1 pseudogene is annotated in these 318 nt (G+C 35.5%); it reads left to right on the top strand.

From position 1 onward, the window contains the following. Positions 1–318: pseudogene (locus tag AVJ19_RS22650) on the top strand (hypothetical protein); the annotation flags it as partial.

Below are 318 nucleotides of genomic sequence, written 5' to 3' on the forward strand. Positions count from 1 at the left end.
TGGCCTGTGGCATTAGAGGCTTTGACTAGCATGATTTGGGCATATGTTATTTTGCTCATTATGGTTTTGTTTTTTGTAGGGCTATTTGTGACTGTTCCTACAGAATGGTATATTAAGTCCTTACTTCCACAGTGGTATGGCGACAGCATCTTGTGCAATGCTTTGAAATGCCCAGTTCCCTTGAGCTTGCAAATAAAGATATTCCGAATGATTCAGGTGAATATCATCAAAAATTTTACTGAGTGCATCCATATTGTTAAAAAGCTTTTAAAAATAAAGCATAAAAGTGATGTCGTTATTAAAACATGTGCTAGAAAA

The sequence above is a fragment of the Acinetobacter sp. CFCC 10889 genome (genome assembly GCF_003268395.1).
Lineage (GTDB): Bacteria > Pseudomonadota > Gammaproteobacteria > Pseudomonadales > Moraxellaceae > Acinetobacter.